Source organism: Deinococcus psychrotolerans (genome assembly GCF_003860465.1).
GTDB classification, from domain to species: domain Bacteria; phylum Deinococcota; class Deinococci; order Deinococcales; family Deinococcaceae; genus Deinococcus; species Deinococcus psychrotolerans.
The window spans coordinates 2,491,538-2,517,969 of sequence record NZ_CP034183.1; the positions used below are offsets into that span (position 1 = coordinate 2,491,538).

Consider the following 26,432-nt stretch of genomic DNA (forward strand, 5'->3'; position numbering starts at 1 on the left):
AATACCTGATCCTCACTCCCCGCCTGTGATTGTCTCCACCGCGCTGCCCCGGTCTGGCACCTCGGCGCGGAGTTCTTGGGCGTCCAAAATGGCGAAGATAGCGGGAGCGCGGTAAATCCGGTTGCGCTGCTTACCGCTGACTTCTTCAAGAATGCCGCCCGACTCCAACCGCTCGATGATCTTCTGAGCACTGGTGTAGGACACCTCCAGGTGCGCCTCCAACTGCCGTACGGTCAGGACTGGGGCGCTGAACAGAACGTCCAGGGCGCTGAGCAGCGTGCCGCTGACCCGCCCTTGCTGGTAGGTCTTGCGCCAGTTTTCCCGCAGGTCGAGAAGGTGCTGCGCCCGCACGGTGGCGTCTCTGGCCTCAAGTGCGACGCCCCGCAGGAAGAAGTCCAGCCACTGCCGCCACTCGCCGCGCAGGGTAACGCCCAGCAGCAAGTCGTAATAGCTGCCCCGATGCCGCTCGAAGTAGGCCGAGAGGTAGAGCAGCGGCTGAGACAGTAGCCCGCGCTGGAGCAACAGCAGCGTAATCAACAGCCGACCAATCCGCCCGTTGCCGTCCACAAAGGGATGAATCGCCTCAAACTGATAATGGATCAGGGCAATTTCAATCAGCGGCGGCAAGTCGTTGTCGGCGTGAATGAAGCGCTCCAGGGCGCTGATTGCCTCTCTCAACTCGTCGCCGGGCGGGGGCGGCACATACGTCGCGTCACGGCGCTCGGCTCCTGGCGGGCCGATCCAGTTCTGGGAGCGGCGGAACTCGCCGGGTTGCCGGTGCTGGCCGCGCACCCCGCTCATCAACAAAGCGTGCATCTCCCGCAGCAGCCGGGCGCTGATCGGCAACTCGGAGCGCAAGCCGTGTTCCAGCGCCCGCACATAGTTGCTGACCTCCTCGGCGTCGGCGCGTTGCTCGCCTTGCGGGAAGAGGGCGGCCTGCGCTTCCAGGGCGTACACGTCGCTGATGCTGGCCTGCGTGCCTTCAATCTGGCTGCTCAGCACCGCCTCACGCACCACGAAGGGGCGGGTAAACAGGTACGGATTGGGCAGGAAGCGGGCCAGCGTCTTGAGTTCGCCCAACGCGTGCCCCGCCTCGCTGAGCAGCCTGGCCAATCTGCCATCCCAGACTAGATCGGGCGGCAGCACGTTGGGCACGAACGCCTCGCCCGCCGAATCCACCCGCACCAGACGGCCTGGACTCGCCGCGCCAAAAGCCTCTGCATTCACGGCGTTATTCTAGCAACAGGCTGAAAGCTGGAATAACGCCGATCCTTATTCAACCAGACGCTAACAAGCCGATCCGCTATTTCAGTTTTCGGCCCCAGACGCTAATAAGGTTTCTTGATTAGCCGCGCCCTTCGGTTTGCGCCCACGCTTGCCTTGCCCGCGAATCGCCGCCGTGCCCGCCGCTACCTTCTCGGCTTTGATGCGCTCCAGCAGTATGCTGGCGGGTTCGTCGCTACTGTCTTGCGGCACCAGTTGGCCGGAGAAGGCGCGGTGCAAAATGCTCTGGCGCGTGCTTTCGGCTCGCCTGAGTTCGGCGCTGACGGTGGCCTGCATGTTGTCCAGAATGGAGAGACGGCGCTCAACTTCGGTGACGATTTGTGCTTGCTCAGAGAGAGGAGGCAAGGGGTATTTCATTACCTCGACTCGACTTTTGTTCAATGCAAGTTGATTGCCCCCAGAAGCGGCTCTTCTGCTCTCTTCATACTGTGAAGTCAAGAAGTAATAGATGTATTCCGGTAAAATCGGGGTCTCAGAAACACGAATGGCTGCTGAGTTCTGGTTATTGCAGGCTTCGATATTTAGGATCGCAACTTGTCCTCTGGTTTTCCCTTCCCCAATCATCCCGATTAGCACTGTACCGATTGGATGCAGTTTAGTTGAACTGGCCGCGTAGCCTGCTTCTGTAATAGTTTCCCGCGTCTTCTTGATATTACAGAAAGCGACCTCGCCGCTACTCACCCAAGGAATGTTTCCGCCCCAGAAATGTGACTGTGCCCGGCTTGGTGTCGCCCCTACGCCCACTTCAAAGGTTTGGCCTAGGTTTGTCCACACCCACCCCTGCGGCAACTCCGGCAGCCCCGATACATCCGGCCCCTTCGGCTCGACGTATTTGCCCTTCTTCCCACTGGCTTTCCACTTGGCCCGCCGCTCGTCCAGAATGCGGGCCAACAGCTCCCCCGCGTCTTCCAGCTCACCTGTTTGTGTTTCTCGCCAGGTGCGGCTCAGTTGGCCCGTCACGGCGGCGTGCAGTAGGCTCTGGCGGTAGCGCTTGAGGAGCACTTGCGTGCGCTTCAGCTCGGCCACGCCCGCGTCCAGCTTGCTGAACAGCTCCTCGATCTTGGTGACAATGCGGCGCTGTTCGGGGAGGGGAGGGAGGGGGAGCGGGAGGGAAGCAAACTTTGCCCCCGACAACTCTAAGAACGTCGTGCCACTGGCGTAGCTTTGGGCAAGTTGTTTGGCAGATTTCAAGTAGTGATATAAGTAATCTGAGCTAATTCCAGAGTAGGGAGTCAAGTTTTTGAAACCTTGATTCGTGCTGATTGGGTTTCGGGCGAGGGCGACATAACCTATAGGCGCTCTTGATGAGAAGAGAACGCTCCCAGTATCAACAATCGTGGCTGAACTTGCCTTGTAACCTTGCTCTGAGAGGTTGCGCCGCCCACCTGTAATGAATTTTTCTTTGTAGCCAGTCAAGTCGGCTGGAGTAATCCAAGGAATAGCGCCACCAAAATTAGATTCATCGGCAGCAGGCGGTGTGCCACCTGAACTCACCACCCCAACATTGCCTAGCGTCGTTCTCACCCACCCGACTGGAAGCTGCTCGGTGTCATTTTTGCTCGGTTCGTCCACAACGGTCATCGGCTCATTCTGACAGTTAAGGCCGCCTGTGCAGCGCAGTGCTGAGGCGGCCAGGTTTCGATTGTGGGCACTTCTCCGGCCAGCGCATTGGCTTCCCATGTGCTTATGCAATGCCGTCTGGGTAAGTCAATTCGCCGTAGTTGGCTTCGATCTCGGCCCTGTACTCTTCCTCAAGTTCCGCCCACTCGTAAACCGCAGCCAGGACAATATCATTCGCGCTTGGGCCAGGGTAAAAGTGGTCAACCGGAAATTCAAAAGGGAAGCCAGGTATGGTCGTAACGGTCTGGCTGGCATCCACGCACTGACTTGTCCACCTGACATCATCTGCGTAAGCGAGCTTGTAGCGCTTTTCTGTTGAGTCTGTGCCCGCTTTGTTGAGCTGGATGTCGTCTTTCCTTACATCGTCCATCGTGAGACCTCGTTATTTGGCTCCTCAGAAGAGCCGCAGCGAAAACAGGCTTGTGACCGCCGTTCGTTCTGCTAACAAGGTATCTTGATTAGATTTCTTTCGTTAAGCGAAACCCGATCAGGCTGCCAGTTCCAGATTCAGCTCGTCCAGCAGCTTCCGTAAGGCGTCTTCGCCAAATACGGCGCGGGCTTGCTTCAGGCCGCCCAAGCTGTCAAAGGGCATCTCGTAGAGCGCCGTTTCCTCTATGGTCAGATCAACAGCGATCTGGTCACGAATCAGGTGTAGCCAGCGCAACTGCTCGTCACTAAAGGCCCGCCCCGCTGCGGCCTGTACTGAGAGCCAGCGCTCGAATCGGGCGGTGACAGTCTGGCCGAAGGGTTCCAGCATGTCAGCTTGCCCCGCCGCATAGCGTACCAGCGCCACCAGATCGGCCAGCGCCCGCCGCGCCGCCTGCCCGCTGACCTTGCCCGCGTCCAGCAGCGCGTAATCGGCGTAGAGGGTTTCAGGGGTCAGGTGAGCGTCCTGCTTCTCCAGTGCCTTGCTGAGTTCCTTGATCTGCCGGAAGGTCAGGTGGCGCTGGCGGTAAGGCTGGGAATAGATGATGCTCAGGGCATCTATGTCGTCTTTGTGGGCCTCGATGAAGGCTTTGAAGGTGCCAATGCGGCCCTCGGCCAATCGGTGCTGGCGGGTGGCGTCATCTTCCCGCAGAACGTGTTGGCCGGGCAGCACCTCGTCCATCGTCACGATGTCAATGACCACCTCGTTTTTGCGGGCAGTGGCCACGATCAAGTCGCGCAGCTCCGGTTTGCCAAACGGCTTGGACGCCTCGTAGCGCAGCTCATCGGCGGCGTCTTGAAGGTCTGCCTCCGTAACCGACTGGCCCGCTGTCACGTTCTGGGCAGCTCTGGCCTGTACCGCGTCGGGACTGGCGGCGTTCAGCAGTTGCCCAATCAGTTGGCTGATAGGCTGGCCTGCCTGCGCCTCAATCTCACTGCGCTGGGTTGGGGTCAGGCTGCTGTTGATGCGGGCTAGGCGTCCGGCCAAGCTGCTCAGGGTCGCTGCATCTGCGCCGCCAAACCCTACCGCTTGCAGCAGCTTTTCCAGGCTTACACTGCGCTGCTGTTCCAGGGGCCGGGCTTCGCTCTTGTCGCTTTCGGTAACGCCTACCGCGTCAATCAGCAAAAAGAAGTCCTTGTGCGGTGCGTCACTGCTGACTTTTTGCAGCTCGCCTTTGTCAATCACGCGGGTGCCGCGCCCTTTCATCTGGTCGAAGTAGCTGCGCGATTTTACGTCCCGCATGAACAGCAGCACTTCCAGCGCCTTGATGTCGGTGCCGGTGGCGATCATGTCCACCGTGACCACCACACGGGGATTGAAATCGTTGCGAAACTGCTTGATGAGCGTGTCAGTGGAAACGCCGGTCACGCCGTAGGTGATCTTCTTACAAAAGTCGTTGCCCTTGCCAAACTCTAGCCGCACCATTTCCACGATGTCGTCGGCGTGGGCGTCCGTTTTGGCAAAGATCAGCGTCTTGGGCACGAACTCCCGCTTCGGGAAGACCAGCGGCAGCACCGTGTTTTTGTACTCCCGAATCACCGTGCGAATTTGATCCACCGCCACCACGCTGCGGTCAAGCTGAGCGGGCGCGTAGTCGAAGTTGTCGCCGAGTTGCCGCAGCTCCTTCTTGCCGGTGTAGCGGTCTTTGTAGTCCAGAAACTCGCCCGCCGCCACCGTCGCGCCCTGCTCGCCAATACGGGTTCGCAGGCGGTATACGTCAAAGGGAACGTTCACGCCGTCGGCCACCGCCCGTTCGTGGCCGTACTCCATCACCAGATTTTTGTTAAAGAAGCCGATGGTGCGGGCGTCCGGTGTAGCGGTCAGGCCCACCAGAAAGGCGTCGAAGTATTCCAGTACCTGCCGCCAGGTGCCGTAGATGGAGCGGTGGCACTCGTCGGCGATCATGAAGTCAAACGTCTCAATCGGAATGGCAGAGTTGTAGCTCACCAGCCGCTCGGTGTTCTGGTCGCTTTCTAACTCGTAGGCGCTGCGCTCCTCGTTGCCCTCCTCGTATTCGGCCTCGCCTCGCAACATGCTGTAGAGACGCTGAATGGTGGTAATCACCACCTGGCTGTTGTCGTCAATCAGGTTGCTTTTGAGGTGCTGCACCTTGTACAGCTCGGTGAACTTGCGCCCGTCATCCGGCGTGGTGAAGTTGGTGAACTCGCCCAACGCCTGTTTGCCCAGGTTGTCACGGTCAACCAGAAACAGCACCCGCTTGGCCCCTGCATCTTTCAGCAGCCGGTAACTGCTGGCCACGGCGGTCACACTCTTGCCGCTGCCCATCGTCATCTGAATGAGGGCGCGGGGACGGTCTGCGCCGAACGACTCTTCGAGGTGGGTGATGGCCTCAAACTGGGCGTCCCGCAGCCCCTTGTGGCTCAGTGGGAGGAAGTGGCGCAGCCGTTCTCTGAGGGTATTTGCCTGCTTGAACCAGCCGCCCAGGGTGTCAGGCTGATGAAAGGCGAAGACGCCGCGTGAACGGCTCTCTGGATCGCGCCGATCCCTGAATCTGACTTCGTGCCCGTTGGCCTCATAAGCGAATGGCAGCGGCTCGGCGTACTTCTTGATGTGTTCGGGCAGGCCAGTGGAATACTTGTCGGTCTGCTCGCTCACCCCCGTCAGCGAGGTGCCCTTCGGCTTGGCTTCCACAATGCCGATGGCTTTGCCCTTCCAGAACAGCATGTAGTCACATGGCCCAGCAGCGGTGGGCACTTCTCGCAGTGCCACGCCCCCAGCGGCAAACAGATTGGCGGCTTTGTAGTCCTGAACGGCCCAGCCTGCGGCGCGGAGCTGGGCGTCAATTAGCAGGCGGGCCTGCTCTTCGGGTTTCACGTTTCTAGTTTCGCATGTCTTGAGCAGGGATACGGGTAACTGTGAGCGCTCTATGGGTTTGTCCTTCTAAAGTGGGCTGAGCCATCTATCTTTTTCGTTCAACGAACAATCCGTCTCCTTGAAAGACTGATCGTCAAGGAAGTAATCAAGACGGTTGATTACCTCTGCTCAGGCGAGGAGAAGCGGATGGAAGAAGAGTTAGGGTCGGTGGACAGCTTGGAAAGCTCTAACGAGGCACGGCAAGGCAGGGAAGCACCACAAGACATTCAGGCGCAGTGGCGGCAGGAAATAGCATTCTTGGGGCCATTGGTCAACAGTGTGGAAGCGGGCGCAGAGGGACGACTCATCGTTTCACTGGGTCACGCGCCCGTGGTGGTGCGGGTGTCGCAAACGGAGGACGGCACGCGGGCAGAGTTTCCGGTGGGCTGCGTCCCCAAACGGCGCGGGGCGCTGGCCACTTTGCTGGCCCACAACGCAGATAGCTTCTGGGTGTACAGCGTCGCCGATCACGCGCCGGAGAGTCAGACTGTTTTGGCGATATTGGAAACCACCATCGTGACCGACGAGCTACTGCCGGGCCTGCTACTGATGGCTTGGCAAAGTTGGTGCCGCAACCAGGGCTTGCTCAGGATATTGAGGGGGGAGTTTGATGACTGAAGAGAGTTTTCCAGCGGCAGCGTCGGGTAAAGACAACCAAGTGCTTTACGGTCTACTCAACGAACTTAGGCCAATTCTTCGGACGTGGACATTCCCACAGCACTCAGAGCGGGGCGAGATGCTGCTTCTGTTCACTGACGGCACATCCATGCAGGTTTCACTGTTTGAGGAGTTTGGCCGCTTGGATGTTCGGGTGGGCAATGCCCCCAATCAAGAAGATGTGTCGGCCTGGGCGCTCCGGCGTAGCAACCAGATGCTCTGGAAAACGCGGGCCAACATCGTGGACGAGCAGCTACAATTCTACCTTCTGCGCTACTTTCGGCGGCAACTGTTCCTAGACCGCTTGGTGGCCCTCGTGATTGAGGGCTGGGAACAAGCCCTTGTCTACCAAGGGGAGTTGAACATCTGGTGGAGCCGCCTCACGCCGACCAGCAACAGCAATTAAACCGTTTCCGTCCATAAGCGCATTGTCAATCAGCACAATGCCCTATTTCGTTGAACGAAAAAATGTGAGAGAATAAGATATGACCAGAGCCGGACGGACTTGGACGCTGTATCAGCGGCTCATTGGAGCGGTGGCCCAGCATTACGGCGCGTCACTTAGTGTTGACCTGACCCCGCAGCCTGCTGAAGAAGAACTCTTACGGCGCTTCAGTGCTGATCTGTCCAGTCAGAAGGCCCAGGATTTATTGCTGTCTCTCCCGCTCGGTATCAAGAACTTCAAATACCACCACCGCTATATTTCGCGTTGGGGGACTGATCGTCGCCGCCTGCTTTCGGAGGGGGGCAACTTTCAACTGCTCGAAGCACTCCATCAGGAAGACGCCGAAGGCAAACTGGTGGGCTTACAGCTCAGCGGAAATACTACCCAGCAACGCCGTCAACTCACCGAACATTTGCAGGCGCAGTTGCCGACGCTAGAAGGGCACGGCTGGCTGGCTCCCGCAGCGAGTCAAGGGCGCAAAGTGCGGGTCTTCGATGACCGTCAGGTGGTCTGGGTCTACCCACCCGATGAGGTTGAGTTTTACGAAGGCTTACACCCCTTTGTCGTTCGCAGCTTGATCGCCCGTTATGTGCCGGAGCCGGGTATTGTGGCCGATCCGATGTCGGGTAGCGGCGTGATCGCACAGATGGCCACCGAGATGGGCCACCACGTCTGGGCTAGCGATATTGCGCCGACCAAGCCGTTTATCGCCGAGCTTGATCTCTTGAAGAAGCCATTGGGAGAAGTATTGGGCGAGCGTTACCTTACATCGGCTGATCTGGTGGCCATTCATCCCCCTCGGCCTCAATCGCTGGGGTATACGCCGGAACGGTACGAGGCATGGCTGACCGAAATCATGAACAGTTGCTGGGCTGCCGTAAAAGCGGGCGGCTATCTGGCGCTTATCGTTCCGATCCAGTCTGATTTTGACGTGCTGAGTCGGGCGCAACAGGCCATGCGGTGTTCCGCCTGTGCTGAGTTCAACTTGGATATTGAGGAGCTGACCGCCACCCACGTCGCTGTTTCGCGTGACGGGCGGGAGGGCTGGCATGTGTTGGTGCTTCAGTCGCCGCCGATTAACGAAGAGCCTGCTGAGGACTGAGCAGAGTAGGGGGAGACTATGAAGCTAAGCATCAGTGGCGTCCACGACTTTCCTGAACTTACTGGCGTACAGGCCGTCATCAGTATTGCTGACCCCGTTGAGGGACGCCCTGCTGTTCTGAACGGCCTGAGCGTGCCGATTCTTGACCTCGTTTTCCACGACACCGACGGCGACCCGCTGGACACGTTGCCTGAGAGCTGGCACTTAGAACGAGTGCAAGCGTTCCTGGCGCAGCACCAGCCTGAATGCTTACACGTTCACTGTTACGCGGGAGTGAGCCGCAGCACGGCTATCGCCACCTTCGCTTTGGTCTGTCAATCGCCGGAGCTGAACGATCAGCAGATAGTTCACAGCGTTCTGGCAGTGCGACCTATGGCTGTGCCCAACAAGTTGATTCTGCGCCAGATTGACGCTTTGACGGGCCGTAAGCTAAGCCGAGTTTGGCGACGGGCCGCCCGCTTTTAAGCTTAGGACTTACGCGAAACTGGGCAAATTTGAGATTCTGAGCTGGTGGGAAGACCTCGAAGAGTCAATCGAAAACGGTACTGCGAGTTTTGGCTGCAACACAGATCAATCGGACACAGACCTATTTTGCTGACCACATCGACGACAACGTTTTCGGAGTGTCATGGTTATGACTCCTATGATCGGGGCTTAACTCCACCTGCGCAGAATTGACTGAAGCCCGGTAACAACGTTGTCAGAGTGACTTGGGCATCCTGTTCGGTGGAGTGGAAACTCTTGGCGCTCCTGTACTTCCTCTTGAGGTGCCTTTCAAACGGATGCGCAGCAAGGGTTTGACCGTACTCTTCAACTTCATCTCCTTCTCTAAAAAAGCAGGGCCACTATGCAACCTCTCAAGTCCGGAGAATCCTATGATTGTGTCTATACGTTTTTTGCTGGCTTCTTTACTCCTCTCGCAGCTGAGTTTCGGTGCGCAGGCACGAACCTACGATCAGGTTCGTTCCAGTGGTGTATTGCGGCTGGCCACGAGCGCTGATTACGAGCCGTTCAACTACCTCAAAAACAATCAGTTCACTGGCTTTGAAGTCGAGTTGGGGAACCTGCTGGCCAAACAGATGAATCTCAAGCCAGTATGGGTCAAGGTGGATTTCGACTCGCTACTGAATGACTTCGACAAAAGTAATTATGATGTGGTGATCGCGTCTCACGCGATGACATCTACCCGGGCCAAGATCGTAGATTTTACGCAACCGCATTACTGCGGCGGCAACTTGCTGCTGGCCCTCAAAGGTGGGCCGCTCACCACCAAAGCTTTGGAAAACAAGACGCTCGGTGCCGAGTCGGGCAGCGTCAACCTCACTTTTTTACAAAAATTACCATTCAAAAAACAGATCAAGGTCTACCCTTCGACCGAAGCCACTTACCGAGCAGTGGCCCTCGGCCAAGTTGACGCTGCCCTCACCGATCGTTTCGGTGCCGCCAGCGCCGTCAAGCTTTATCCCAAGGCCAATCTGGTGCTTGGTGAGGTGCTCTGGCGTGTCGCCAGCGGCATGGCCGTGAGTAAGGGCAATGCCACTTTGAAAACAGCACTCAATACAGCGTTGGCGACCGTTTTGAAGGACGGTTCCTACCACAAGCTTTCGCTGCAATACTTTGACGATGACATTCGTTGCTGAATTTTATCTGGATGCTTAACATCGTTACTGGCAAGGGCAGCAAAGAAAACGATCTACGCGCTGAATTTCGGTCTTCTTGAAGACTACATGCGCAAGCAACTGAAAACCCATCTCTGAGTTTCGCGTAAGTCCTAAGCTCACACCCAAAATGAAGCGCCCTGGCCGAATATGTCAGGGCGCTTCTGTGATGTTGTGGGGTCAGTTCTGTTCTCGCCCCGTCATCTTGTCATACGACTGCTTGCGGGCCACTTTGCTGACTGAGGCGCGGTCGTGGCGGCGCAGGCGGGCTTCCAGGTCAGCAAGCTGCTGCAACTCGGTTTGTAAGGAAACGCCTGAGCGCATTCCTTCTACCATTAAGCGGTTCCGCAGCCCGCTGATGAGTACCGACGCTCCGCTGAGGTCGCCCACATCGGCCAGTCGAGCGATTTCTCGTTGTGCCCGCGCTACCAGCAGACGTTCGCGGGCTTGCACCACCTCGGCGTGTTCTGGTGCGCTCCCGTTGAGCGGTGCGGCAGGCAGATGGATGCTGAGACGTTCGGTCTGGCGTTCGCCCTGGTGGTCATCCCAAGCCAAGCGAAGTTCCAAAGTTGTTTTGGCTTGTACTTCCAGCCGGTAAACGAGGTCGAGCGTCTGACCAGAGCGCAGAGGTGGCAGGGCGCTGCGGCCTGTTGACAGTCTCGGCAGATCGTTGAGGGCGTCTTTGACCACTGCGCCCTTGATGCCTAGACTGACTCGCCTCCCCAGTGTGCCCCGTAAACTGTGGAGTTCAGCTTCAAAAATGCCTGATAGCTCGTCTGGCCGCTCGGCGAAGTGGTAGTTGCCGTCCCCCGCTCCGGCGAGCTGTTCCAACAGCTGCTCGTCGTATCGCAGGCCGACGCCTACGCTGCTGCTGCTGACGCCTTGAATCTGGGCGACAGAGAACTGGGCAGCCAGCCCACTTGGGTCACGCAAGCCCACATTGGCGCGGCCATCAGTCAGCAGCAGAGTGCGGGAGAGCCGTCCCTCCAGCGCCCCCGGCATCAATAAGCTGGAGGCGGTCTGCCATCCGGCATACAGGGCCGTGCTGCCGCCCACCCTTAGACCGTCAACTAAACGCTCTAAGGCGGCGAGATCAGTGACGGGTTGCAGGGGAAAAACCACCTCGGCGTGGCTGTGGAACGTCACCAGCGCGATTCGGTCGCTGGGCTGAAGCTGGCTCAAAATGAGTTTGGTGGCGGCTTTAGCCAGTTCCAGCGGCAAGCCTTTCATGCTGCCGCTGACATCAATGGCGAGGGCCAAGTCAAGCGGCTGACGCTGGCTGGATTCGGCTTGCGGCACTTGGACTCGTATGAGCACGTCAAGGGTGTCGTGGCTGCCAGTGGGAAGAAAGGTGTTGAGGGGCCGGTTAGCGATCACGGTCAAGATTGGTTTCATGCCCGTAGGATCGTACAGGCCCATTGAGTTCTTTGAACGAAATCGGCTTAGGGGCTAGATTGTCGGTCTCTAACACTCCACTGGCTCAATTTGCAGAGAACTCTAGGGCTAAACCACTTGAGGCTGTGCCAGATGGCAAATTCGCCGCTCAATCCGTTGCCCATTTGTCGCCCATTGGCTCGGAAAAAGTTGTGTTTTGACGCCCAAGTGATCCCCACGAAGCCCAACACTCTGTATCAAAATGTTCTAGTGCTATAACAATAGAAAATGCCGTCTGGGACGGCAAAAAGTTATGGTGCTAAGGTAGTTAAAAGCTGTCTCAGACGCCCTCAAAAACGAGGTGAGCCATCATTTAGAAGGCGGTTGCTCTATCCATCTGAGCTAAGGGTGCACATTGGGGGTGCTGAAAACTCGAAGTTTCCCACGTTCCCGACCGAAGAACTGTAGCACCTCCGCGCCACGTTTTGAAGTCTGGGTGCTTTGCGCCCTCGCCCGCTCCTCAAGCTCGCCCGCCGTCAGAGTTGCGTGAGGCGCGTTTCTTTAGGCTCTCGGGATGGAAGCGCTTTCTCAAGACGTGCTGCACGAACTCCTCACCCTCATTGTCAAAGCCGGAGCCAGCGATGTTCACTTTCGAGCGGGCAGCCCAGCCAGCGGCCGCATCTGCGGAGAGCTGCGCCGCTTCGGGGCCGAGCGCCTGAGTGCCGAACAAATGGAGCAGTTTACCCGCTTGATGCTGCCCCGCGCCGATCAATGGAGCGAATTTACCGTGCGGCGCGACGCCGACTTTGCTTACAGCGTGCCGGGCTTGGCCCGCTTTAGGGTCAATGCTTATTATCAGCGCGGCTCCATCGGCATGATTATGCGGGTTATCGAAGACAAACCGATTCCCACCTTTGAGCAGCTCGGCCTACCGCAAACCACCTTCGAGTCGTTGGTGGCCCACGAGCGCGGCCTGATTTTGGTGACTGGCCCTACTGGAAGCGGCAAAACCACCACGCTGGCCTCGATGATCGATCACATCAACGCCCACGAGCCGGTCAACATCTTGACGCTCGAAGACCCGATTGAGATTTTGCACCCGGATAAGCGGGCCAGCGTTTCTCAGCGCGAACTCGGCAGCGACACCCTCTCGTTCGCGGCGGGCCTACGGGCCTCGATGCGCCAAGATCCCGACGTGATCTTGATCGGTGAAATGCGCGACAAAGAGACGGTGGAAGCGGCTCTCTCGGCGGCGCAAACTGGCCACCTCGTCTTCAGCACCCTGCACACCATGGACGCCATGCGGACGGTGACGCGCATCATCGATTTTTTTGCGCCGCACGAGCGCCACCAGATTCGGCAGGGCCTGTCCGAGAGCTTGGTGGGCGTGGTCAGCCAGCGGCTGCTGCCCAAAGTTGGTGGCGGGCGGGTGCTGGGATTAGAAGTGATGCTCGGCACATCTACCATCCGTGAGTGCCTCAAGCAAGAAGACAAGTTTGAAGAAATTAAGCAGGCCGTCGAGGAAGGCTCGCTGCACGGCATGCAGACCTTCGATCAGCATCTGGTGGAACTGGTGCGCTTGGGCCAGCTCAGCCGCGAGGATGCCCTGCAAGCCGCCACCCGCCCCCACGAAGTCAAGATCAAGCTGATGCAGATCAGTTACGCCTCGGCGCAGGCTACGCGGCCCAGCGAAGCGGCGGCGAGTTAACACCGCCTCCGAGTCAGTACAGCGCCAGCACTTGGTCAGCAAAAAGCCCCCAAAGCGGGGGTCGTTTTTTTGCTATGAAGCTTTGTTCGTGGAGCGAGATCACGGATTCGAACCGAGGCCAGAAGCTTGGAAGGCTGCTGTGCTACCACTACACCAATCTCGCTTAAATACTGATCATATAAGCACCGTCTATTTAAGCACTCAGGGCCAAGTCCCTAACCCAGCAGAATTGACCCTGTAAGCGCTCATGCGCGTGACATTGGTCGAGGCGACAGGATTCGAACCTGCGACCCCTTGGTCCCAAACCAAGTGCGCTACCAGCCTGCGCTACGCCTCGTCACCACGCGCAGAAAGGAGTATAGCAGAGTTCGCGCCAATCACAAGCCTGCCCATTGGTGCCCGTCTATTCGGCTTAGTGGATGTTAAGCCGCTTGGCTCTCGCTGCACGTCGGCGCGGCGCGTAAGCTCAGGCATGTTGCTCATTCCTGTTTTTTTGCCTCCGGCCCCGCTGCATCCCCTGACCCGCGCCGTGCTGGACGATCTCGGCTCGGCGCATCCCGGAACTGTTGCCGCCGCCGTCCAAGCCTTACAGGATGCGGGCAGGCCGCAGCAACTCCTGAGGGTGGGGCTGCTGCACCCTTCCGAGCGGGTGCGGGCGCGGTGCCAAGCGCTGCTCCAAAATGCGGGTTGGCAAGACGCGGGTTGGAGTCAATGACACCCCAGTTTGTTCGCCCCACCATTTCCTAAATACGGACACCAACATTTTGACCTTAACTACTCACCACAACCCGCTTTCCTGAGAGCCGTTATCATGCCCGCATGTCTAAACGCCGTACCGCTACTCTCGCCGCCGCAGCGCTCACCGCTGCTGCCGTAGTTGCCGCCCGCAGCCGCCCCGCCGCCACTGCTGGGCAAGTCCGCGACGCCGCGCTGAATTTGCTTGGGGCCGGTCTGCCCACGCGCCGCCGCTTTTCCATCACGCTGTGGGACGGCACCACTTTGCCCGCCACCGCAGGAGAAGACGCCAAACTCATCCTCAACAGCCCCAAGACGCTGGGCCGAATGCTGCGGCTGCCCCTCGATGTGGCGCTGGGCGAAGCCTACATTCGGGGCGACTTTGACATCGAGGGCGATTTCTCAGCGGTGGTGGAACTGGCCGATACCTTCGACGCCGCGCCGGGCTGGGCCGCCATGCCCGCCATGCTGCGCGACTACGAAACCCTGCGCCGGGGAGCCGGAGCGCCGCCGCCCGCGCCCAAAGCCAGTTTGGAAGGCGAAACCCACAGCCGTGAGCGCGACAAGGCCGCCATTGCCCACCATTACGACGTGTCCAACGACTTTTACAAGCTGTGGTTAGATTCAAGGATGGTCTATTCGTGCGGCTATTTTCCCAATGGTGACGAAACGCTGGACGAGGGCCAGGCTGCCAAACTGGAACTGATCTGCCGCAAGCTGAGGCTCAAACCTGGCGAAAAGCTGCTGGACATCGGCTGCGGCTGGGGCGGATTAGCCATCTACGCCGCGCAACACTACGGCGTCTCGGTGTTGGGCGTCACGCTGTCGGAAGCGCAGTTGCAGGAAGGCCAGGCGCGGGTCACGGCTGCTGGACTGGATCACTTGGTCAGCCTAGAGCTGCGCGATTACCGCGACGTTGAGGGACCGTTCGACAAGATCAGCAGCATCGGGATGGCCGAGCACGTGGGCCGCAAGAACATGGCCGAGTATTTTGCCACCACCATGCGCGTGTTGCGTCCCGGCGGACTGATGCTCAACCACGCCATCTCGTCGGGGCTGGGGCAGGCCAAGGTGTCGAACTTGCTGCAATCCGGCAATTTCGCCCGCCGCTACGTGTTCCCAGACGGTGAACTGCTGCCGATCTGGGAAACCCAGAAGTTTGCCGAGGAAGCGCTGTTTGAAGTGCGCGACGTGGAAAACCTGCGCGAGCACTACGCTCAGACCACCCAGCATTGGGCCAAAAATCTGGAAGCCCACGAAGCCGAAGCGCTGGCCCATTTGGGCGAGGAGCGCTACCGCCTGTGGCGCATTTACCTGAACGCCTGCGTGTATTACTTCAGCGCCGGCCACCTTTCCATCTTTCAAACCCTGCTGGCCAAGCCGGACGCCGGGCGGCGAGTGGAACTGCCGAGAAGCCGGGCGGATTTGTACCAGTAAAGCGGCGTGTGGAGAGAGCGACCTTTTCGGTTGCCTTTCCACACGCCGTTTCTACAGCGCTGCCGCCACTTTCTGAAACAGCGGCGGCACGTCCGGCTGCGCTAGGCCGCTCAGCCAGCCGAAACGCAAATCGCGCACTGGCCCGCCCTCGCCCGGACTCATCCCAGCAGCAAACAGGGAGCGCAGATCGAGCGGGGCGCTGACCTCTTCGCCGCCGAACTCGGCCAGTACGGCGGCCACCTCCCGGGCGTGGCCGAAGTGCATCAGGTGGATGCGGCCTTCCACTTCCCAGATAAAGCGGGCGCGGCCAGGGGAGAGGTCGGCCAGCGCTCCCGAGCGGCTGACATGGCGTGCGGCCAAACCGGGCCGAAGCCGCAAGGTGACTTCTTGAGCAACGCCCAGCAGCCCGAACGAGCCGACAAACAGCCGCGTCAGGTCGTAGCCTTGCACGTTCTTGACGACTTGTCCGCCTGCTTTGATGGTTCGTCCGCTGGGAGCTTCAAAGGTGACGCCCAAAATTTCACCCGTGAAGAAAAAGTTCTGGGCAAAGCCGCCGCGAATGAGCAGGCCGTTTAAGCCGCCGGGCAACTCGACTGGCGGAAAGGGCGGATACAGGCCAGCCGGAAGTGATTCATAAATCTCCAGCAGGTCGGTGTCTCCGCTGGCGACTAGGGTCTGATCGGCAGCGCTGAGTTTAAGGATGGGCATAGGGTGGGCCTCCGTGTGGGTGGCTATGGGAAACAGAGGGGGTGTCGAGTGTCAGGAGACTTGCTTCACACTCAGGGCAGTATCTTCCCCGGATTCAGCATTCCCTCCGGGTCGAGCGCCCGCTTCACGTCCCATAAGGCTTCCAGCGTCACCGCGTCCACCGCGTCGCGCATAAAATCGCGTTTCATGGCCCCGATGCCGTGTTCACCGCTCAGCACGCCGCCGTGCCGGATGGCGACCTGCGCCACCTGATAGGCCAGTTCATGCACCTTCTCGCTACTCTCGGTGCGCGGGTCGAACAGGATATTGGGGTGCAAATTGCCGTCGCCGATGTGCCCGAACTGCACCAGATGAAAGCCCGACGCCTCGCCGAGAGAGCGGATTTCGCGCACCACCTCGGCCAGCACGCTTCGCGGCACCACGATGTCCTCGTTCATGCGCTGCGGACGGATGCGGCCCAACGCTGGGCTGATGCTACGTCTGGCCCGCCACAGCGCAGCACTTTCGGCATCGTCGGCGGCGCGGCGCACAGTTCCGCCGTGATCTTGGCAGGCGGCTTCCACTAGGGCCAGTTCTTCTTCCACCGTTGCCAGATCGTCGCCATCAGTATCGACCAGCAGCACCGCCTCGGCTTCACGGGGCAGGCCGATTTGCAAATAGTCTTCCACAGCGTTGGTGCAAGCCTTGTCCATAAATTCCAGCTTGGCCGGAACCGCGCCCGCTGCAATCGCCTGCGACACGGCTTCGGCAGCCTGTCCGACCTCGGCAAAGTGGCTCATCAGGGTGCGGGTGAATCTGGGCGGCGGGGTCAGGCGCAAGGTGGCCTCGGTGATGAGGCCCAGCGTGCCTTCTGAGCCGATCAGCAGGCCCGCCAGATCAAAAGCGTCGCGCCTGAGTTCGTGAATGCCGCCGTCCACGTCCACAAATTCCAGAGCTTTGACATAATCGCCGCTGACGCCGTACTTGAAGCACATTGGGCCGCCCGCGTTTTCACCGAGGTTGCCGCCGATGGTGCTGGTACGGAAGCTGGCCGGGTCGGGCGGATAAACCAGACCGTGAGGCCTGGCCTGTTCGCTGACCGCCAGCGTGATCACGCCTGCCTGCGCCCTGGCTTCGCGTTGTTCGGGGTAGATCGTGAGTTTGGTCATGCGGGTAAACGAGATTACCAGCGACTCTTCGAGCGGCGCGGCCCCACCTGAGAGGCCGCTGGCTGCGCCGCGCCCGACAATCGGCACGTCCGCCGCTCTGGCCGCACGCACCGCCGCCACCACGTCGGCGGTGGTTTCCGGCAGCACCACACACAGCGGCGTTTTGCCCACCAGGATGGCGTCGTAGCGGTAGTTCAGGCGCTCACCATAAGCGCTCAGCACTTTTTGCGGCCCCAGCAAGCGGGTGAGTTCAGCCGCCAGCGGACTGCTCGGCGCTTCGGTGGAACGCGGTTTGCTGACGGGCGAGTTGGCCGTCAGAGCTAATTTTTCCGGTTTCCGTCTGTTAAACAGACTCACAGCAGCCCCTGATAGGCCATGTCCAAAATCTCGATGGTGTGGTGAATCGGCACGCCGCTGCCTTGCCGTCTGAGGTGGCTTTGAATCTGGGTGTGGCAGCCGATGTTGCCGCTGGCGACCATATCCGGCTGCGTTGACAGCACATTCTTGGCCTTGCGCTCACCGAGCTGGGTGGCGAGTTCAGGCTGCTCCAAGTTGTAAGTGCCTGCCGAGCCGCAGCACAGATCGCCCTCCGGGACTTCCAACAGGCTCACGTTGGGAATCAGTTTGAGGAGCGCCCTCGGCTCGGCGCGGATGCCTTGCGCGTGGGCCAGGTGGCAAGCGTCGTGGTAAGCGATTTTAATCGGCCTGGAAGCGGGCATAAACGGTTCCAGGCCGCCGTCCTCGCTCAGCTGTGCCAGGAAGGTACTGATGTCCATGACTTTGGCCGCCAGCTTTTTGGCTGCGTCTTCGTCGGGGAGGCCGTGCAAGACTTCGGGATACTCGCGCAGACCCGCCCCGCAGCCCGCCGCATTGCTGAGAATGGCGTCGTACTCGTCTGGATTGAAGGCCGCGATGTTGTTGCGGGCCAGTTTCAGGGCTTCATCCCGCGCTCCGGTGTGCAGCGCCGCCGCCCCGCAGCAGCCCTGATCCTCCGGAATGACGACTTCCACGCCGTTGCGGGCCAGCACCCGCAAGGTGGCCGCGTTGAAATTGGGCGCGAGGGCTTGCTGAGCGCAGCCGACGAGGAAGGCGACTCTGGCCCGTTTTGTTCCCTGCGCTGGCGTGAACTTCGGCAAATCCAGCATGGCCGGAACATGTTCGGGCAACAGATCGAGCGGCGATTTGAGAGCGTCGGGCAGCAGCGGCGCGAGCGGCTTGGCGTACTGGCCGATTCTGGCGGCCACGCTGAACAACTTGGGAGCTGGAAGCGCCTTCAGAATGGCGACGCGCTTGGCCTTGTCGAAAGCACTTCTGTTGCGCTGAGGCTCGCTCCAGCCGCGAAAACTGGTGATCAGTTCGCCGTAGGCCACTCCACTGGGGCAGGCGGTGACGCAGCCCATGCAGCCCAGGCAGCGGTCCAGGTGCGGCGCGGCGTCAAACAGCGGCAGCTCACCTTCCAGCACTTCCTTCATCAGGAAGATGCGCCCGCGTGGACTGTCCATCTCGTCGCCCAGCAGCGCGTAGGTGGGACAAGCGGGCAGGCAAAAGCCGCAGTGGACGCAGGCCTCGATGGCGTGGGCCATGATTTCGCCCTGCGGCCCGATCTGGCTGACGGGAATGTCATGGTTCATGGCGTAGCCCTCATGCCTCCGAGGATGGCACACGGTGGGCGGGACAATAGTGCGGCGGGCAAGACAAGTCGGTAGAGGTTGAGAATCGGCGCTGATCTGGGCAGCGTGGGGACTTTGGTACGATAGGCAGGAGAAGTGGATTGTGTTGAGGAGTGATTTACTATATCTACCGCAAATCCACGCCTTTTGTTTCCTCTGGTTTTCTACGTACTGCTTATCAGTGCGGCACTTATCCACAAATGGCTGACTCCGCTCTCACCCGCTCAACGCATTGCGGTGGAGAGTGGATTGGAGAGGGATGACGCGAAGTCAAGCATTTTTTTAGGAAGTGTCGCCTCTATTTGTCAAGAAAATCAGGATAGTATAGCTCAACAGATCATCAAGGCAGCTAAACTTTCGAATGAGAGTGGATCTGGTAATACTCCTATCGATATCTTCTCCGAAGTAGGAATGAAACTCAATAGCCCTTCTTCTAAAATAACTGCGGGATATTGTAAACGTCAAATCGACTCGCTCGTAAATTTTAAATATAAAAAGTAACTTCCCTTCTCTACACTCTCAATTCACCGCCTACTTCTTCCCCTTCAACACCTTCACCAGTCCCAGCGTGGCCTCGCTATACCCCGCCCGTTCATACAACTTGCGGGCGCGGACGTTGGTGGCAAAGACATGCAGTTGGATGTGCTTCAAACCCTGCGCTCTGGCCCAGTTCTCGGCCTCGTTCAGCAAAATCTGGCCCAGGCCTAGGCCCTCGGCCCACTCTGCGAGTGCCAAGTCAGCCAAGTAGGCAAACGGTTTGCCGAACAGCGGGCGCTCGGTGTCCAGGCGCAGGAATCCAGCGCGGCGAGGGGGCTTTTCCTCCTCTTCCACCCAAGCGATCAGCAGGGCGCTGTCGGTTTGCGGCGCGGCGAGGGCGGCCAGCAGATTCTGAGTCGCGCCCGCCAGCACCGCGCCTTCGTCTTGGCCTAATGGCAGGCCGAACGAGATGAAACGCGGCAAGAGGGACTGCAAAAACCCCACATCCTCACGGGTGGCGGGCCGCAAAATCAGGGCGCTGTCGGTCATGCGGGCATAATAGCGGGTCTTCTGGAAGGTCTAGAGCCGCAGTCCTGTTGCTTGCAAGCGGGCGTAGACGCCGCCTTGAGCCATCAATTCGGCGTGGGTACCCTGCTCGGTCAGGCCGTCCTTGGTCAGCACGAGGATTCGTCCGGCATTCCGTACAGTCGACAGGCGGTGCGCGATGACCAGTGTGGTGCGCCGCTGGGCCAGACGCTCCAACGATTCCTGCACCAGCGCTTCGGATTCGTTGTCTAGGGCGCTGGTGGCCTCGTCAAAGATCAACACGGGCGGGTCTTTGAGGAACACCCGCGCGATGCTCAGGCGCTGCTTTTGCCCACCGGACAGCTTCACGCCGCGCTGACCGATGTCGGTGTGGTAGCCATTTGGCAGCGCCGCAATGAAATCGTGCGCCCCGGCTTGCCGCGCAGCTTCCTTGATCTCGGCCTCGCAGGCAGTGGGGCGTCCATAGCGGATGTTGTCCAGTACAGTTCCGGCGAACAGGTACACGTCCTGCTGCACCACACCGATCTGCCGCCGCAGGGAATCCAGTTTCAGATCAGTGATCGGTGTGCCGTCCAGCAAAATCTGCCCTTCGCTGACCTCGTAAAAGCGCGGAATCAGGGCGCAGAGGGTGCTCTTGCCCACCCCCGACGCGCCCACCAGCGCCACGAACTCACCCGCATGGATACTCAGGTTGATGCCCTGTAGCGCTGGTGGCTGATCAGGGCCGTAGCGAAAGGTGACGTGCTGGAAGGTGATCTCGCCGCGCACGTCCCTGATTTCTAGTGCTTGCGGCGCGTCCTGAATGCTGGGGCTAACCGCCATCAATTCCAGAAAACGCTCAAAGCCCGTGACCCCCTCCTGAAGCAGCCGGGCGATGTTGACCAGCCGCGAAACGGGCTCCAGCAGCAGGCCCACGCACAGCAGGTACGTCACCAGTTCATCCAGCCGCAGCGCCCCGCGCACGCTGGCAAGGCCGCCAAAAGACAGCACGGCAATCAGCATCAGTTGCGAGAAGGCAGTCATGCCCTGATAGAAATACGCTTCAGCGCGGTATTCGGCTCGGCGGCTGTCCACGAAGCGGGCGTTCTCGGCGTCAAAACGGCGCTGTTCGGTGGCCTCTCCGGTAAAGGACTGCACCACGCGGATGCCCGCCAAGGTGTCTTCGGCCTGCGCATTCACGTCGGCAATCCGCGCCCGGCTCCGCATCATGGCGGCGTTCATGCGAATGTTGAAGAAGACCGCATAGGCCGCCATGAGCGGCAAGAAGGCGAACAGCAGCAGCGTCAGGTTGAGATTGATGCTTGCCAGAATGACGAATACGCCCACAAATTTCAGCAGCGCAATCAGCAGGTCTTCTGGGAAGTGGTGTGCCAGTTCGCCGATGTTGTACAAGTCGTTGGTGAGGCGGCTCATCAGTTGCCCGGTGCGCTGGGAGTCGTAAAAGCCGAAGGGCAGCGATTGCAGATGCCGGAACAAATCACGCCGCATGTCGCCTTCCATACGCGTGCCCATGATGTGTCCCTGATAATCCACGAAAGTATTACAGATCAGATGGAGCGCCACCAGCCCCAGCATAAAGACGCCCACGCGGGTCAGGTCGGCCAGCGCCTGCGGGCCAGTTTCACCCAGCCCAGCCTCTCCCAGTACGGTGCGGGTCACATACCCAGCACACAGCGGAAAAATCAGGGTGATGCCCGCCACCACGAAGGCGCATAGCAAATCCAGAATCAGGATGCGGCGGTAAGGGCGGTAATACGAGGCAAAGGTTTTCAGCCGGGCCAGTAGCGGCAGCGTGACGGGCGGAATCACCGGCACGCCCAGCGAGAGGAGGGAGCGGTGAATAGACCAGGAAATACGGTTACAACATGGGTGAACTTCCACCCGTGCAACAACGAGACTTGAGAGATAGGCATGAAGTGTAACGTCCTCCGAGGAAAGTGGCGATCTGGTTCGGGGCGGGCGTTACGTGGCTTTTCATGGTGAGTCTCCTAAAGCTTGGTCTTACGCTCAGCATAGCCATGAGGCGAGGTGCGGGCATGGGCCAATAGGCTTAGAGCTCGACCTGAAAGGCAGGTTGTGGAGTGTGTTCGGTTTCATCATCTGAAACGTTGGACAAGGTGTGGCCCAGTTGCTCAAAACGCTGGAGATGTTCCACGTTGCTGATCGTCACACTGTCAAGGCTGTGAGTAGCTATGCGCGTCCATAAATGATGTTTCGCCTTCACACCATCCTCTCCCCAACCAGTTGACCAAAATTGTAAACAAACCAGATTCCTCGTCGGTGCGGCGCTGCTAGACTCGCCGGTATGACCTGGCTCAAACCGCTCCTCACCCCCGCAGGCGCTGAGAGCGCTTACACGGCTTTCTTCGCTGACTTGGAAGCCAAACTCAGTGACCCGGCCACCTCGCGCCCGGAATTGGTGCGCGAACTGCTGGCCGAGCTGATGTATGGCCGCTCCTACGCCGCCCTAGAAGCCGACGCGCCGATGGCCGCTCTCAATCTCGATTCGCGCAACGTCACTTTTGAATCCGAATACTACATGGCCACCGACGATGCCCAGTTTCAGCGGGTCAAGCCGCTGCTGTGGCTGTGGAAAAGCGTTGACCTGACGCCGCTGGGTCACAATCCCTTGTTCGGCATTCCGCTGCGGCGCATTCTGGCAGGCTACATTTTCAAATCCGTCGGGCGTGACTTCAAGTGCTGGCAGAATGTGGAATTCTCGGTGGGCTACAACATGGAAGTCGGTGATGATGTGGTCATTCACCGCAACGTGCTGCTCGACGACATCGGCGGCATCGAGCTGCACGACGGCGCGTCGGTCAGCGATTACGTCAACATCTACAGCCACACCCACTCGGTGCTCGACGGCCCCGACGTGACCCTGCGCAAAACCGTGATCGGGCGCGGCGCACGGCTGACCTATCACTCCACCATTTTGGCCGGAAGCGTGGTCAGCGACGACGCCATACTGGCGACCCACGCCCTGCTGCGTGGCGACATTGAGCCGCACGGCATCGCGATGGGCTTGCCCGCCAAAACCACCCGCCTCAAAATTCGGGAAGTGGGGCCAGTGGAGGGCATTGATTCTCGCACCTTCGTGCCTGAGCCCGCCCGCAAAGCCAATCCGCAGTTTCCAGAGCCGACGCCCAACCAAACCAAGCGGTTAGAAGAGGAAGTGCTGTTGTCGCCAAGAATGGGGTTTGTGGCGGGCAAGCGCTAAGCGCTCAAGCGGCGGCTGAGGCCCACCACCAAGGCCAGCGCCGCCAAAGTAATGCCCAGCAAGGTCAGCGGAATGGCAACGGGGCCAAAAGCGTCGCGCAGCGTGCCGATTAGCGGTGAGAACAGCACCGGGCCGAGGAACGATCCGGCGAACACGAAGGTCGGCGCGGCTCCGCCCGGCATCACGCGGGTGAGCCACACCAAACCCGTCGTGAAAACTGGAGCCAGAAACAGACCGGTGAGGGTGTAAGCCAGCGCCGCGAATGCCGGAACGCTGGCCAGCGCCAAGCTGAGCGCGGCCAGACTCAGCGCGGCGATCATCAGCGGTGCGGGGGCCAGCCGCAGGGCCAGCGGCGCGGAAATCAGCCGCCCCAGCGTGAAGCTGACCCAGAAGAGAGCCGAAAGCTGTGCGGCCTGCGCGGTGCTGAGCGGCAAGGTGGCTTTCAGGTGGGTGACTTCCCAAGCCCCCACTCCGCTTTCCACCGCCACATACAGCAAGAACAGCACCACGAAGCCGCCCAATAGCCAGCGGGATTGTCGAGTCGCGGGCGCAGCCGTGAGTGCGGCGGGCGTTATCGGGGTGCGGGAAGGCGTCAGCAGCAGCGGCACCAGCAAGGCGGCGGCAAACGCGGCGCAGCACAGCAGCGGCACGCGGAAATTGCCCCCCGCTAGGCCCACTGCCAGCGGAGCCAGCACCGCGCCCACGCCGAAGCTGGCGCTCAGCAAGTTCAGCACGGCCGCGCTGCGTCCCCCGTAACTGGTGGAAATCCAGACGTTCATGGTCAAATCCAGCATTCCGAAGCCGAACCCCAGCGCTAAAACCGCCGCCAGCGCCAGCACGAAGCTCGGCGCGAAAGCCAGTGCCACGCTGCTGAGCGCCAGAACCAGCACGGCGATCAGCGAGCGGCGCTGAGGCGAGAGCCGCCCTGAAATCACTCCCGTGAGCACCACCCCTAAAAATGCGCCCGCCGAGTTGAAGCTGAGCAGCAGGGCCGCGCCGGTTGCCCGCAACTCGAACTGCTCGCTGAGTCGCGGCAGCGCTGGGCCGAGCACCGGGTAAATCAGGCCCAGCAGCAAAAAGGCGCTGAGACCGAGCAGGGCGAGACTTTTGGGAGGAGCGGAGGCGAGGGCAGCCGAGGACATGCAATCAGTCTAGGGATTTGTCCGCATGGAGTTTACGCAGCGGCTCTGGCCCAACCAAACCTGCGGCTTAGAGCATTTGTCCGTTCCATTGTTGTGGAAAAGCACCCCACCAATTCCACTCCCATCTGCTCCAGCACGTATTTCACTCGCTCCGCTCGGTCATAAAAGTCTTGCAACTTTTACGACAAATGCTCTAAGGCAGCAACAAGCGGTAGGCAAAAACGGCGGGGTCTTCAGGATCAACCGTGACTTTGATGGCCGCTACCCGCTGATCGCCCGGCACTTCGAGTCGCCAGAAATTGGGAGCGCTGCTGTCGTCGTAGGTGTTGAACGGCTGATCCAAGCGGGTCACGTGCGAGTCGCCGTGTACGAACAATACCGGCTTGCCAAACGCTTTGGCCTGCTCACGCAGGGCATTGACGGTGTCGATGAGGCCGCTGGTCGGCGCGAGCGGGGCCGGGTCCCACAAATCCGCTTGGGCAAACACCACGACGGCCTTGGCGTCGATGCTCTTGGCCTGTGCAAACGCTTGAAGCAGCCAGGCCAGATTGGCGGCGTTGCGCGGAAAATATTCGGCGGCCATTTCCGGCGTGCGCTCTAAGCCGTTGTTGCTGCCAATGACGTGAAGCGTAGTGAACACCACGCCGCCCTGAGTCCAACGTGAATTTTCAGGGTAATTCGGCTGCGTCGTGAGCGGCATGGGCGTTTTGCCCAGACTTTGTTTGCCATCAAAAAAGTTGCTTCGGAGAAATGAGAGCCGCTCTAATGGATTAAATTTGCCGGCTTTCTCGCGGTGACAATCCGTCCATTCATTGTCGCCGGGAGTGTAAATCAGCGGCTGCTCAAAGGTGTTGAATTGTGTGCGGACTTTGAGCAGTTCGGCATCGGCACAAGACGTGCTGCCGCTTTTGATATCGCCGACATGTACGGTAAAACTGGGAGCCGTGCGGTTGACCGTGGCAATCAAGCGGTCAAAAGCGGCGTAGTTTTCAGGCTTACCGCCGTAAGGCATATCGCCGAGCGCCACGAAGCTAAACGGAGCGGCAAAAGCGGAGGAGAAGCCGAGGGCTAAAGTGGTCAGCAGGGTTTTCATATGCGCTCATCTGAACGCTTCTTTGTCAGCTAAGCATCAATTCGGGATGGACAGCCACCATCAAATCCACTTGCGTGCCACCAGCACCAAGCCCACGCCCAACAGGGCCAGCAGCGCCGCGATACTCAGGCGGCGGTCTGTTCGCCAGTTGCTGACCGCCACGAACAGCGCCGCGATCACCGGCACCAGCATCAGCCAGTACACCGCCCAGCGAGCGAAGGCGGGCCAAATCACGCCCACGATCAGCAGCGCTAGGCCCACGCCGAAGCCCAGCGGAAACAGCCAGATCGGCAAGCCCGCCGTTTCGGGTTTTTGAGGGTCGGCCTTCGATTTTTCGCTGATTGTCTTGTCGCTCATACCCAATACTTCCATAGCATTTGCATGGCGGTGAAAATCAGCAGTGCGCTGAACAACACCTTGAGGTTTTGGGCGCTGATGCGGGTCGCCAGATTGGTTCCGGCCCGCGCTCCTATCAAGATGCCTGCCGCTACTGCCGCTGCCAAGTGAAAGTCAAGCAGGCCGCCCGCGCTGTAAATCAGGGCGTTGGCCACAGCGGTCAGGCCCATGATGAAGGTGCTGGTGGCAATCGCCTCGCGGATGGGAATGCCCGCCAGCAAGTTCATCACCGGAACCTGCACCGTGCCGCCGCCGATGCCGAGCAGGCCGCTCATGATGCCTGCAAAGCCCATCGCGGGCGGCACCAACTTGCTCGGCTCGCGCTCCTGTTCGATCCGCTTGAGGCCGCGCAAGAGGTTGTAAGCGCTGTAGAGCAGCAAGAAGGCGAAGACGGTGGCCACCGCTTTGGCCGGAAGAATCAGGCCCAAGTAACTGCCCAACGTGCCGCCGATGATGGTGTAGGGCGAAAGGAGATAGCCGGTGCGGGCGCGAATCATGCCCTTTTGGAGGTAGCCTGCCGTGCCCGCCACGCCCACCGCCAGCACCCCGATTTGGCTGATCGCCACCGCCTGCGTGATGCTGATGGCGTGTCCGAACAGCGGCAGCACAAATTGCAGCGCCGGAACCACCACCACCCCGCCGCCCAGTCCCAGAATCGCGCCCAGCACGCCTGCCAAGAGGCCGATGGCAACAACGGCCAGAATCAAGCGC

23 protein-coding genes and 2 tRNA genes are annotated in these 26,432 nt (G+C 59.8%); 9 read left to right on the forward strand and 16 right to left on the reverse strand.

Annotated elements, in window-relative coordinates; genetic code table 11:
- Window positions 1-12: 12 nt before the first annotated feature.
- From EHF33_RS12305 to EHF33_RS12320, 4 genes are all read right to left on the reverse strand, one after another.
- Window positions 13-1,227 (reverse strand): Fic family protein, encoded by a 1,215-nt coding sequence (locus EHF33_RS12305; RefSeq protein ID WP_124871981.1) that lies wholly within the window; start codon window positions 1,225-1,227, stop codon window positions 13-15.
- Between the two features lie 81 nt (window positions 1,228-1,308).
- Complete coding sequence (locus EHF33_RS12310; RefSeq protein WP_164473475.1) at window positions 1,309-2,865, reverse strand: restriction endonuclease subunit S; 1,557 nt, start codon at window positions 2,863-2,865, stop codon at window positions 1,309-1,311.
- Between the two features lie 103 nt (window positions 2,866-2,968).
- Entirely contained in the window at window positions 2,969-3,274 is a 306-nt protein-coding gene (locus EHF33_RS12315; protein ID WP_124871986.1) for a hypothetical protein, read from the reverse strand.
- A gap of 117 nt (window positions 3,275-3,391) precedes the next feature.
- Window positions 3,392-6,166: a type I restriction endonuclease subunit R gene (locus tag EHF33_RS12320; RefSeq protein WP_124871989.1), complete on the reverse strand. Its 2,775-nt coding sequence runs from the start codon at window positions 6,164-6,166 to the stop codon at window positions 3,392-3,394.
- A gap of 186 nt (window positions 6,167-6,352) precedes the next feature.
- On the opposite strand from EHF33_RS12320, the gene EHF33_RS12325 reads away from it, so the two are divergent.
- The 5 genes from EHF33_RS12325 to EHF33_RS12345 all read left to right on the forward strand — a co-directional run bounded on the left by EHF33_RS12325 (window position 6,353) and on the right by EHF33_RS12345 (window position 10,049).
- Complete coding sequence (locus tag EHF33_RS12325; protein WP_124871992.1) at window positions 6,353-6,823, forward strand: hypothetical protein; 471 nt, start codon at window positions 6,353-6,355, stop codon at window positions 6,821-6,823.
- Window positions 6,816-7,268 (forward strand): hypothetical protein, encoded by a 453-nt coding sequence (locus EHF33_RS12330; RefSeq protein WP_124871995.1) that lies wholly within the window; start codon window positions 6,816-6,818, stop codon window positions 7,266-7,268. The genes EHF33_RS12325 and EHF33_RS12330 overlap by 8 nt, the downstream gene beginning before the upstream one ends.
- Before the next feature lie 79 nt (window positions 7,269-7,347).
- Window positions 7,348-8,409 (forward strand): TRM11 family methyltransferase, encoded by a 1,062-nt coding sequence (locus EHF33_RS12335; protein WP_124871998.1) that lies wholly within the window; start codon window positions 7,348-7,350, stop codon window positions 8,407-8,409.
- Between the two features lie 18 nt (window positions 8,410-8,427).
- On the forward strand, window positions 8,428-8,874 hold the full coding sequence (locus EHF33_RS12340) for a hypothetical protein (RefSeq protein ID WP_124872001.1): 447 nt from the start codon (window positions 8,428-8,430) through the stop codon (window positions 8,872-8,874).
- Window positions 8,875-9,119: 245 nt separating this feature from the next.
- A complete protein-coding gene (locus EHF33_RS12345; RefSeq protein ID WP_241191164.1) occupies window positions 9,120-10,049 on the forward strand; it encodes an ABC transporter substrate-binding protein in 930 nt (309 codons plus the stop codon).
- A gap of 198 nt (window positions 10,050-10,247) precedes the next feature.
- On the opposite strand, the gene EHF33_RS12350 is transcribed toward EHF33_RS12345, so the two are convergent.
- Entirely contained in the window at window positions 10,248-11,462 is a 1,215-nt protein-coding gene (locus EHF33_RS12350) for a vWA domain-containing protein (protein ID WP_164473476.1), read from the reverse strand.
- Between the two features lie 553 nt (window positions 11,463-12,015).
- Here EHF33_RS12350 and EHF33_RS12355 point away from each other — a divergent pair.
- The gene (locus tag EHF33_RS12355) at window positions 12,016-13,149 is read left to right on the forward strand and encodes a type IV pilus twitching motility protein PilT (protein ID WP_124872008.1); all 1,134 of its coding nucleotides are present in this window, start codon (window positions 12,016-12,018) and stop codon (window positions 13,147-13,149) included.
- Window positions 13,150-13,238: 89 nt separating this feature from the next.
- Here the strand turns inward: EHF33_RS12355 and EHF33_RS12360 are convergent.
- Window positions 13,239-13,312: transfer RNA gene (locus tag EHF33_RS12360), tRNA-Gly, on the reverse strand.
- Between the two features lie 97 nt (window positions 13,313-13,409).
- Window positions 13,410-13,486 (reverse strand) — tRNA-Pro (locus tag EHF33_RS12365).
- A 135-nt stretch (window positions 13,487-13,621) separates the two neighbouring features.
- Between EHF33_RS12365 and EHF33_RS12370 the strand changes: the two genes are divergently transcribed.
- Entirely contained in the window at window positions 13,622-13,864 is a 243-nt protein-coding gene (locus EHF33_RS12370) for a hypothetical protein (protein WP_124872011.1), read from the forward strand.
- 104 nt (window positions 13,865-13,968) lie between these two features.
- Window positions 13,969-15,321 (forward strand): SAM-dependent methyltransferase, encoded by a 1,353-nt coding sequence (locus EHF33_RS12375; RefSeq protein WP_124872014.1) that lies wholly within the window; start codon window positions 13,969-13,971, stop codon window positions 15,319-15,321.
- Window positions 15,322-15,372: 51 nt separating this feature from the next.
- On the opposite strand, the gene EHF33_RS12380 is transcribed toward EHF33_RS12375, so the two are convergent.
- The 5 genes from EHF33_RS12380 to EHF33_RS12400 all read right to left on the reverse strand — a co-directional run bounded on the left by EHF33_RS12380 (window position 15,373) and on the right by EHF33_RS12400 (window position 21,679).
- Window positions 15,373-16,029 carry a DUF5639 domain-containing protein gene (locus EHF33_RS12380; protein ID WP_124872017.1) on the reverse strand — a complete coding sequence of 219 codons (657 nt, stop codon included), beginning with the start codon at window positions 16,027-16,029 and terminating at the stop codon, window positions 15,373-15,375.
- 71 nt (window positions 16,030-16,100) lie between these two features.
- Window positions 16,101-17,534, reverse strand: a complete 1,434-nt coding sequence (locus tag EHF33_RS12385) for an FAD-binding oxidoreductase (RefSeq protein WP_241191165.1) — start codon at window positions 17,532-17,534, stop codon at window positions 16,101-16,103.
- A complete protein-coding gene (gene glcF, locus EHF33_RS12390; protein ID WP_124872020.1) occupies window positions 17,531-18,808 on the reverse strand; it encodes a glycolate oxidase subunit GlcF in 1,278 nt (425 codons plus the stop codon). The genes EHF33_RS12385 and glcF overlap by 4 nt, the downstream gene beginning before the upstream one ends.
- 570 nt (window positions 18,809-19,378) lie before the next feature.
- Complete coding sequence (locus tag EHF33_RS12395) at window positions 19,379-19,873, reverse strand: GNAT family N-acetyltransferase (RefSeq protein ID WP_124872023.1); 495 nt, start codon at window positions 19,871-19,873, stop codon at window positions 19,379-19,381.
- A gap of 30 nt (window positions 19,874-19,903) precedes the next feature.
- The gene (locus tag EHF33_RS12400; RefSeq protein ID WP_241191166.1) at window positions 19,904-21,679 is read right to left on the reverse strand and encodes an ABC transporter ATP-binding protein; all 1,776 of its coding nucleotides are present in this window, start codon (window positions 21,677-21,679) and stop codon (window positions 19,904-19,906) included.
- A gap of 496 nt (window positions 21,680-22,175) precedes the next feature.
- On the opposite strand from EHF33_RS12400, the gene EHF33_RS12405 reads away from it, so the two are divergent.
- The gene (locus EHF33_RS12405) at window positions 22,176-23,090 is read left to right on the forward strand and encodes an acyltransferase (RefSeq protein WP_164473477.1); all 915 of its coding nucleotides are present in this window, start codon (window positions 22,176-22,178) and stop codon (window positions 23,088-23,090) included.
- On the opposite strand, the gene EHF33_RS12410 is transcribed toward EHF33_RS12405, so the two are convergent.
- From EHF33_RS12410 to EHF33_RS12425, 4 genes are all read right to left on the reverse strand, one after another.
- Window positions 23,087-24,232 (reverse strand): MFS transporter, encoded by a 1,146-nt coding sequence (locus EHF33_RS12410; RefSeq protein ID WP_124872026.1) that lies wholly within the window; start codon window positions 24,230-24,232, stop codon window positions 23,087-23,089. The genes EHF33_RS12405 and EHF33_RS12410 overlap by 4 nt on opposite strands.
- A 193-nt stretch (window positions 24,233-24,425) precedes the next feature.
- The gene (locus EHF33_RS12415) at window positions 24,426-25,325 is read right to left on the reverse strand and encodes a hypothetical protein (protein ID WP_124872029.1); all 900 of its coding nucleotides are present in this window, start codon (window positions 25,323-25,325) and stop codon (window positions 24,426-24,428) included.
- Window positions 25,326-25,385: 60 nt separating this feature from the next.
- Window positions 25,386-25,682 (reverse strand): hypothetical protein, encoded by a 297-nt coding sequence (locus EHF33_RS12420; protein ID WP_124872032.1) that lies wholly within the window; start codon window positions 25,680-25,682, stop codon window positions 25,386-25,388.
- Window positions 25,679-26,428, reverse strand: a complete 750-nt coding sequence (locus EHF33_RS12425; protein ID WP_124872035.1) for a sulfite exporter TauE/SafE family protein — start codon at window positions 26,426-26,428, stop codon at window positions 25,679-25,681. The genes EHF33_RS12420 and EHF33_RS12425 overlap by 4 nt, the downstream gene beginning before the upstream one ends.
- Window positions 26,429-26,432 lie beyond the last annotated feature (4 nt).